The sequence below is a fragment of the Delftia tsuruhatensis NBRC 16741 genome (genome assembly GCF_001571325.1).
Taxonomy (GTDB): domain Bacteria; phylum Pseudomonadota; class Gammaproteobacteria; order Burkholderiales; family Burkholderiaceae_C; genus Comamonas; species Comamonas tsuruhatensis.
The window spans coordinates 25,142-33,560 of record NZ_BCTO01000058.1 but is presented as its reverse complement, the minus strand read 5'-3'; the positions used below and the strand labels follow the sequence as shown (position 1 = coordinate 33,560).

Here is an 8,419-nt window from a genome sequence, read left to right as displayed (position 1 = left end):
AGCCGCTCAGGGGGTCGTCCTTCCTCAATTCATGAAGAAGCCGCCGTTGACGTCGATCACCGCGCCATTGGTGAAGCCTGCGGACTCGCTGCACAGGTAGCGGATGGCAGCACCGACCTCGGCCGCCTCGCCCAGGCGCCGCACCGGGATCTGCTCCGCATAGCGGCGGTTGACCTCGTCGCCGGCCTGCTGCGCCATTGGCGTCAGGATGCGGCCCGGCGCCACGCAGTTGGTGGTGATGCCGTACTGGCCCATCTCCGAGGCGATGGAGCGGCTCAGCCCCAGCACGGCGGACTTGCTCAGCATGTAGGCGGGGCCGGCCACGATGGATTTGCCGCGCCCGGCCAGCGAGGACACGTTGACGATGCGCCCCCAGAGCCGCTGCTTCATGCCCGGCAGCGCCAGCTGGCACAGGCGCAGCATGGACAGCAGGTTGACGTCCAGGATCTGCTGCACCTCGCCCAGCCCCACTTCGAGGATGCCGTTGGACTGTCCGCTGGCGTTCTTGAGGCTGATGCCGGCGTTGTTGACCAGGATGTCCACGCCGCCGTGGCGCTGCACGATGTCGCCGACCACGCGCTGGCGGGCCGCCTCGTCGCAGACATCAAGCACCACGGCGCTGGCCCTGGCGCGCAGTTCCTGCGGGACCCGATCCAGGTCGGGCGCGGCCAGGTCGGCCAGCACCACGCGGCGGCCGTCGCGCAGCAGTTCGATGGCGGTGGCCAGGCCGATGCCGCGTGCGGCGCCGGTCACCAGGGCCGTGCGGATGGGGAAGTTCTCAGGCGCGCTCATCAGTGGCTCTCCGGCGTGTAGAAGGTGATGGGGGGAAAGGCGTCTTCGGTGCACATGACCTCGATCAGCGTGGCCTCTTCGGCAGCCATGGCGGCGCGCAGCGCGGGGGCGATGGCATCGGCCGATTCCACGCGCACGCCGTGGATGCCGCAGGCCCGTGCGATGGCCGCATGGTCCACGCCGCTGAAGTTCACGGCCGAGGTGTGCTCGCCGAACTTCACGTGCTCGGCATGCTTCTGGTAGCCCAGGATGCCGTTGTTGATGAGGACGGTGATGACCTTGATGCCCATGCGCCTGCAGGTCTCCATCTCCGACCACACATGGCCGAAGCCGCCGTCGCCCACCAGGCAGAACACCTGGCCGCCGTCCTGCGCCAGGCGCGCACCCATGGCCATGGGCATGCCCCAGCCCAGGCCCGCCAGGCCGCGCGGCGTGATGAAGCGCTGGCCGGCCCGGCGCGCGGTCAGGTAGTTGGTGACCCACAGCGTGGAGTAGCTGGCATCGGCCACCACGGTGTCCTCGGCGGTCAGCAGGGCGTCGAGCTCATGCATGATGCGTTCGGGCCGGATGGGTGCGGCGCTGGACAGGCGCACTTCGGCTGATTCCTGTCGGTGCCTTTCCCTGCCCTTGGCAATGCGTGCGGCCAGTGCAGCGCGCTGGCCGGTACGGGCCGACAGATCCAGCGGCCCGGCGATGTCCAGCATGGCCTGCAGCGCCAGCCGCGCATCGCCCACCAGGCGCATGGCGTCGTAGTTGCGCCCTATCTCCTGGCCGTCAATATCGAGATGGATGAATTGCGCATCGCGCGGGTACAGCGTCCAGCTGTCCGTGCCGTTCTGGTTGGTGCGGTTGCCGATCAGGAACACCACGTCGGCCCCGGACACGAAATCCTTCAGGTAGCGGCCCGAGCCATTGGGCCCCAGGCAGTTGGCGACCACGCCCAGCGACAGCTCATGCGTCTCGGCCACGGCGCCCTTGCCCATGTTGGTGGTGGCCACGGGCAGGCTCAGCGCATCGGCAAACGCGCTCAGTGCCTCGCTGGCGCCCGAGATGTGCACGCCGCCACCGGCAACGATGACCGGCGCGCGGGCCTGGAGCAGCGCGCCCATGGCCCGTTCCAGCAATTGCCGTTCGGGCACGGCGCGGTCCAGCGGAAAGCGGGCCAGTGCAGCGGGCCGGGGCACGCCGGACGGCTGGGCAGGCTCGGTGAGCAGGTCGGCCGGCAGCATCAGCGCCACGGGGCCAGGCCGGCCGCTGCAGGCGGCGATGATGGCCTGCTCCACATAGTCCTCCACGCGCGATGCCTGGTCCACGCGGCGCACCCACTTGGTCACGGGCTTGAACAGGCCCATGTGGTCCAGGTCCTGGAAGGCGTTCCTGTCGGTCTGGTCGCGCGCCACGTCCTGCACCAGCGCGATGATGGGGATGGAGACCTTCAAAGCCTCGGCCAGCGGCGCCACCAGCAGCGCGGCGGCCGGCCCGTTCTGCGCGGTGATCACGGCCGGCCTGCCGCTCATGCGGGCATGGGCATCGGCCATGTAGCCGCCCGCGTTCTCGGTGCGGTAGGCGATCTGGCGCAGGCCCAGTTCCTCGGCGGCCAGCACGAACATGCTGGGCAGGCTCTGCCCGAAGAACTGCGTGATGCCGTGCCGCTTCAGGACCCGGGCCACCAGGTGGCCTACGGTGTCCTGCTTGTTCAATCCAGGGTTGCTCAGGGGTTTCGACATGGGTTGCGGTTTCCGTTCAACAAAAAAAGGCGTAGCGGCTCCCTCGCCATGACAATCGCCAGCGATACGGAAAGGGAAGCCAGGGGGAACTTATCTATTCAGGAAATTCAAAGGCAATCCAGGACACGGCCAGTCCAGCGCCACCAGCCGCCCCGTGGAAGACAGGGTGACAAAAGCCGTCTTCAGGTCCTTGCCGCCAAAGCAGATGTTGGTCGTCATGGGGTCGGGCAGCTCGACCCTGTGCAGCACCTGCCCGGCTGGCGAGACCACGGTGATGCCGCCCTCGCCCAGCGTGGCAAGGCAGATGTTCCCTTCGGCATCCACGGCCAGGGAGTCGATGTTCTGCATGCCCGGCAGGCGGCAGACCAGCCGCCCGCCATTGGGCGAATCGGGCCAGGGCCGGGCCAGGATGTGCCCGGGCTCGCCGATGTCGAAGGCCCACAGCCGCCCCGTGAAGGTCTCCGCCACATAGAGCGTCTTCTCATCGGGAGAAAGACCGATTCCGTTGGGCGACCACAGCGGGAAGACGGCTTCGCGGATGGCGCTGCCATCGGCCAGCGCGTAGCAGACGCTGCCCCGGTCCACCTCACGCGGCCGCACCTTGCCGTGGTCGGTGAACCAGAACCCGCCATGCCGGTCGAAGACCAGGTCGTTGGGCCCCTTCAAGGGTCCGCTGCCGCTTTGCGTGTACAGGCATTCGACCTGGCCCGAGGCCAGGTCCACGGCCTCTATGCGCCCGCCCGAATAGTCGTTGGCCTGGCCTATGGGCCGCAGCCCATGCTCCACACTGCGGTGCCACTGGAAGCCACCGTTGTTGCAGATGAACAGCTTGCCGCCGGGGCCTATGGCGGCACCGTTCGGGCCCGCGCCCAGGTGGACGAGCTGCCGCCTTGTGCCATCGGCCGTCACCCGGGTCAGCCCGCCATTGGCGATCTCCACCAGCACGACCGATCCATCGGGCATGGCCACCGGGCCTTCGGGAAACTCCAGGCCGTCGGCCAGCTCACGAATCCTTGGTTCTGCTTTTTCCAACCTGTATGTCCGCATGCACCCTCCCTTGGATATGATGCATGGTACTTGATGCATCAAACACCAATTACAGGGTTAGCCCTTGGCACAGCCACACACCGTGGCCATGAACAAACCGTCCTTCCCCGGGAGGTACCATTGCGCCCAAGCAGTTGCGGAGGCCCGATGTCCAGCGTTTTTTCACAGATCCGAACCAATCAGACCCTTGCCGAAAAAACCTATCTGCAGATCCGTGACGCCATCGTGAGAGGCCAGCTGCAACCCGCGCAGCGCCTCGTCTACCGCAGCCTGGCCGAAGAGTTCGGCATCAGCCCCACGCCCGTGCGCGATGCCATACAGCGCCTGGCCTCCGAAGGCGCCCTGGACCTGGACGACCGCGGCGTGGCCACCGTGCCCGTGCTCAGCGTGGAGCAGTACGTGGAAATCATCGCCCTGCGCATCGAACTGGAAGGCCGCGCCGCCGCAGCCGCCGCCAGCCGCCATCCGGGCCAGGGCTTCATCGACACCCTCACCCGGCTGCACCAGGACCTGGAAAAATCCATCGCCGTGGACGACGACGCCACGCTGATCGCCAACGAGCGCTTCCACTTCTCCATCATCGAAGCCGCGCAGCAGCCCGTGCTGGCCAGCCTCATCGGCCTGCTGTGGCTCAAGTGCGGCCCCTCCGTGCGCTACCTGTACCGTGGCACCTACGCCCGCGCGGCCGAACATCCCCACATCCGGCTGATCCATGCGCTGGAGCAAAGGGATGGCCCCGCCGCCCGGCAGGCCGTGGTGCAGGACCTGCAAAGCGCCTGCCTGCATATCCTCAGGAAGATTGCCAAGGATGATGGGATGGAGTTTCCGCAGGAGTGGGTGGTGGCGGGGCTGCGGGCTTAGGGAACACGGAGACTTGCCCGTCAGGCAGGCGGGCCATCCCTATGCAAGACCATGAGGACTATTGAGTCCTTTTTCATCAAGGATTCCTGTGCCCATCACAGCACATGGATGTGCTCGCGGATGCGGGCCAGAAGAAGGTCGAAATCCGGCTGTCCTTGGTAATACAAGGCCCGTGTCTTGCGGTACTCCTGCGCAAAACGGTCGCATTGAGCAGCATCGGCCAGCACAAATGCCGGGTTGAGGGAGATAGCCAGCTCATCTCCGGAACGGAACCGCTCGATCTTGCGTTGCTGATAGGCCGGTGTTCCGATGAAGCCCTGCACTTCCTCCATGCCCAGGAGGCAATACACATCGTAGTAATGCCGCAGGAAGTTGGCAGGAAATGCCCGGCTTGCATCCAGCCTGCGGTACTTGGTGGAGATGGTCTGCAATTTTTCGACGAAAGTGTGCGTCGGTGCATAGCAAGGCACATTCACCGCACGGTTGTCCCGCAGCGGGATATCGCGCCCCATGGCAGCCTCCAAGGCCCACGAAGAGATGGTCACTGCGCGATTGGGTGCCGTGTCATCGAATCCCAATTCCAACAGGATGCCGTCCTTGATCCCCGCAAGCGCCGCCGTTCTTGGCGTGTAGAACAACCGGATCCCGGCGCTGCGCATCTTGTCATCGTCAAACAGGCGATCCCGCTGAACTTCGACCACACCGGGAATGCAGATGGTTTGCGCGAGCGCGTCGTAATAGGCTCGCCGTGATTCGACGTGAGCGGGCTTGTCGTGATTGCGGCCTGTCTTGACGTCCATTCCTTGCGGCGGGTCGATGCGGATATCGATGTCTTCGGAAAAACGATGGATGACACCGAAGCCCTTGGACAGCGATGTGCCGCCCTTCAGCTCGAACCGCAGCCCCTGGGCCTGAAGACCCCAGAGGCAATGCATGATCCAGTAGTCTTTTTCCACCAGCACAGGAGCCAAACCACGCTCGTCGGCCACCAACGAGAGGAGTTGGTCGAAATCCCTGCGCTCGTGAAGAAAATCAGCCACCGCTCCACTCCCTCAAGATTTTTCGCGTAGCCGCGTTGGCATAGCGCTCAATCGCCCGGCGCAGCCGATCGGCATCAAATGACGGCATCTTTTTGCGCGCCTGCCCAAGAACCAGTTCCCCATCTTCAGCCAGCTCATCCAGGTTGTTGAGCAAGTCCACGAACAGGAACTCGGGGCTGAGTTTCTTTGGAAAACGGGGCTTTACCCGAAAGTCGAAATCACGATTGCCCAACCGAAAGATGCCGTGCCGCTTGCGGTTGTAGACCCAGGTGCTGTTGTACAGCTGCGTGGTACCGACACCCACCGCATTGAAGGCGGAAGGCGAAAACAACAGGAAATCGCTGTCCCGCAGAAAGCTCTGGACCACTTGATCGTCAGCAGGTGGCAGCGGCCCGAAATCGGACTGCTTGGGTGCGTGATACAGCCCTTGCGCCAACTTCTTCAATCTTCCGCCAGCCACCAGCTCACTCAGATGCCGGTCTACCGCCGTGGAAAGCGGTGCCAGGTCTTCGCGTCGGTACACGCCACCAGGGCGCAGCTCTTCCGCCAGGAGTGCAGCACCTCCCCGCAAGGGTTCAGCAGAAGAACGGCCGACACGCATGATGGCTGGATTTTTCATTGAAGTTTCATGCATCCTATCACCGGCAGGAGATTGAAAGCATTCGCAATTCCACCCGTTGCTCTGCAGTGGCACGGCCACGAACACCATCCCCAAGCCCCGCTCAACACCCCGTGGAATAATGTCCCCCTTCACCGGCATCGCGCCCACCTCTGACTGAGGTGGCCGAAGGCGGCAAGTACCCTACAAGAACATTCGCGCCTTCCTGCGGCCCCGCGCCATCCAGGCAGGCCTTGCCCGGCACCTTCGCGCCGCTGCAACCTGTTGATTCCCAAGCCAATGAGCGACCTCTCGCAAAGCACACAGCCCTCTCCGGCCCCTGATCTGTCGGCGCACACGCCCATGATGCATCGGCGGATACGCTCTCTAGAAAATTGATTATCTTGCGCAAATGCTACGCTAAATGTTACGCCAACACTGACCGCACAATGTAAGCGATTACCGACTACCGGGCCTTCGTTTTTACTGTACATTCATACAGCAAACGAAAGCCCCCGATGACCACCATCACCACCACCAGCCCCGTGCAAATCCGCATGGCACCCTCGCTGCTCCCGGCCCCAGATAGCGCAGTGCGAGCCGGCTTCCCCAGCCCCGCTGAAGACTTTGCCTGCGCACGGCTGGACTTAGCCAAGCTCATGGTCAAGCACCCGCAGTGCACTTTCCTCCTGCGTGTGCGCGGTGATTCGATGACCGGGGCAGGCATCTTTGATGGTGACCTGCTGGTTGTGGACAAGTACCTGCGGCCGCAGCACGGGGATATCGTGGTCGCCGAGGTCGATGGCGACTTCACATGCAAGCGGCTGTGGAGCCGGTTTGACCAGGTGATGCTTCGGCCCGAGAACCCCACCTATCCCGACATTCGAGCGAAAGAAGGACAGCAGTTGGAGATCTGGGGCGTTGTGACGTGCGCCGTCAAGTCGTTCCGCACCCTGTGAGATCAGGCCATGTTCGCGCTGCTGGACGGCAACAATTTCTACGTGAGTTGCGAGCGCGTGTTCCGCCCAGCGCTCAAGGGCCTGCCTGTAATCGTCCTGAGCAACAACGATGGCTGCGCCATCGCCCGCTCGGAGGAAGCCAAGGCCCTCGGGATCAAGATGGGCGAGCCCTTCTTTCAGATCAAGCATCGCATTCATCAGGGCCTTGTTGCACTGTCCGCAAATTTCGTGCTGTACGGAGACATGAGCGACCGCTTGATGTCTCTCGCGGCTGGCCTCGGCCCAGAGCAAGAGATATACAGCATTGATGAGTGCTTCATCGGGCTTTCAGGGGTGCGCGACGTGACACGTAGATCCTGGGCGATCCGTGACCGCATCTTGCGCGGCGTCGGCATCCCCACATGCATCGGCATCGGCCCCACAAAGACCCTGGCAAAGCTTGCAAACCATGTGGCCAAGGATGCAGAGCGAATACCGGGCAGCTACCCCGCCTCACTGGCCCAGGTATGCAACCTGACCGAGCTCGCGCCGGCACAGCTTCAGTCGTTGCTGGAAAGTGTCCCTGTAAGCGAGGTCTGGGGCGTGGGCCGGCGCATCAAGATGCGCCTCCTGGATCACAAGATCTTCACGGCGTGGGACCTTGCTCGGGCACCGCAGTCGCTGCTGCGCGCCCATTTTGGAGTGGTGCTTGAACGAACAGCGCGCGAGTTGCAAGGTAAGCCCTGCCTGAGCCTGGAACACGAGCCACCACCCAAGCAGCAGATTGCCTGCACGCGATCTTTCGGCCGCCCGGTCAGTGACCTCGCGCCGCTTGTCGAGGCCGTGTCCACCTTCGCGCAGAGGGCGGCCGAAAAACTACGCGCACAAGACCACCGGGCCGGCGCTGTTCATGTGTTTGCACACACGAGCCCATTCCGCGACAGCCCGCGCTTTGCCCGCAGCACCACCATCCAGCTGCCCCAACCCAGCAGTGACACAGCCTTGCTGTTGCGGGCTGCTGCGAGCGGGATCGCCCAAATCTACGAGCCCGGTTATCAGCTATCGAAAGCCGGTGTGATGCTGCTGGATCTCTCGCCGGTGGGCGTGCAGCAAGCCTCATTGCTCGATGATTCCAACGTCTATGCGCGCGACCACAGCCCCCTGATGGAGGCTATGGACCGCCTCAACGCGCGATACGGAAAAGGCACCGTGGGCATGGCCAGCGCGCTGCAGGAATCGGGCTGGGGGATGCGCCAGGACCGCCGGACACCCAGGTACACCACTGACCTGCAAGACATCCCGCTAGTGCGCGCGTGAAGTTGTGCAGTGAGCGGCGGCCTCGACTGCTGTAATTAAGCACAGGCTTGGCTCTTTGCGCTGTGATAGCATCCGCGCCAAAATTCGATTTACTGTAAT

The 8,419-nt window shown here is 63.8% G+C and carries 8 protein-coding genes; 3 read left to right on the top strand and 5 right to left on the bottom strand.

Going from position 1 to position 8,419, the window contains the following annotated elements; genetic code table 11:
- Window positions 1-24 precede the first annotated feature (24 nt).
- From DTS01S_RS24460 to DTS01S_RS24450, 3 genes are all read right to left on the bottom strand, one after another.
- Window positions 25-792 (bottom strand): SDR family oxidoreductase, encoded by a 768-nt coding sequence (locus DTS01S_RS24460; RefSeq protein ID WP_061289266.1) that lies wholly within the window; start codon window positions 790-792, stop codon window positions 25-27.
- Window positions 792-2,519, bottom strand: coding sequence for an acetolactate synthase catalytic subunit (locus DTS01S_RS24455; RefSeq protein WP_061289263.1), 1,728 nt, complete (start codon window positions 2,517-2,519; stop codon window positions 792-794). Before DTS01S_RS24455 ends, DTS01S_RS24460 begins: the two co-directional genes overlap by 1 nt.
- A gap of 90 nt (window positions 2,520-2,609) precedes the next feature.
- A complete protein-coding gene (locus DTS01S_RS24450; protein WP_061289260.1) occupies window positions 2,610-3,566 on the bottom strand; it encodes an SMP-30/gluconolactonase/LRE family protein in 957 nt (318 codons plus the stop codon).
- 147 nt (window positions 3,567-3,713) lie between these two features.
- Here DTS01S_RS24450 and DTS01S_RS24445 point away from each other — a divergent pair, with 147 nt between their 5' ends.
- A complete protein-coding gene (locus tag DTS01S_RS24445) occupies window positions 3,714-4,427 on the top strand; it encodes a GntR family transcriptional regulator (protein WP_061289258.1) in 714 nt (237 codons plus the stop codon).
- Window positions 4,428-4,522: 95 nt separating this feature from the next.
- On the opposite strand, the gene DTS01S_RS24440 is transcribed toward DTS01S_RS24445, so the two are convergent.
- Both DTS01S_RS24440 and DTS01S_RS24435 read right to left on the bottom strand, forming a co-directional pair.
- Entirely contained in the window at window positions 4,523-5,467 is a 945-nt protein-coding gene (locus DTS01S_RS24440; protein ID WP_061289257.1) for a nucleotidyl transferase AbiEii/AbiGii toxin family protein, read from the bottom strand.
- Window positions 5,460-6,086 (bottom strand): hypothetical protein, encoded by a 627-nt coding sequence (locus DTS01S_RS24435; protein WP_254787976.1) that lies wholly within the window; start codon window positions 6,084-6,086, stop codon window positions 5,460-5,462. The genes DTS01S_RS24440 and DTS01S_RS24435 overlap by 8 nt, the downstream gene beginning before the upstream one ends.
- Window positions 6,087-6,583: 497 nt before the next feature.
- Between DTS01S_RS24435 and DTS01S_RS24430 the strand changes: the two genes are divergently transcribed.
- Together DTS01S_RS24430 and DTS01S_RS24425 are read left to right on the top strand one after the other, a co-directional pair.
- A complete protein-coding gene (locus DTS01S_RS24430; RefSeq protein ID WP_061289253.1) occupies window positions 6,584-7,024 on the top strand; it encodes a LexA family protein in 441 nt (146 codons plus the stop codon).
- Window positions 7,025-7,033: 9 nt separating this feature from the next.
- Window positions 7,034-8,320, top strand: coding sequence for a Y-family DNA polymerase (locus DTS01S_RS24425; RefSeq protein WP_061289251.1), 1,287 nt, complete (start codon window positions 7,034-7,036; stop codon window positions 8,318-8,320).
- Window positions 8,321-8,419: the final 99 nt, after the last annotated feature.

Coding starts and splice junctions, on each gene's coding strand:
- DTS01S_RS24445 (WP_061289258.1), top strand. CDS start 3,714: ATGTCCAGCGTTTTTTCACAGATCCGAACCAATCAGACCCTTGCCGAA.
- DTS01S_RS24435 (WP_254787976.1), bottom strand. CDS start 6,086: ATGAAAAATCCAGCCATCATGCGTGTCGGCCGTTCTTCTGCTGAACCC.
- DTS01S_RS24450 (WP_061289260.1), bottom strand. CDS start 3,566: ATGCGGACATACAGGTTGGAAAAAGCAGAACCAAGGATTCGTGAGCTG.
- DTS01S_RS24455 (WP_061289263.1), bottom strand. CDS start 2,519: ATGTCGAAACCCCTGAGCAACCCTGGATTGAACAAGCAGGACACCGTA.
- DTS01S_RS24430 (WP_061289253.1), top strand. CDS start 6,584: ATGACCACCATCACCACCACCAGCCCCGTGCAAATCCGCATGGCACCC.
- DTS01S_RS24460 (WP_061289266.1), bottom strand. CDS start 792: ATGAGCGCGCCTGAGAACTTCCCCATCCGCACGGCCCTGGTGACCGGC.
- DTS01S_RS24425 (WP_061289251.1), top strand. CDS start 7,034: ATGTTCGCGCTGCTGGACGGCAACAATTTCTACGTGAGTTGCGAGCGC.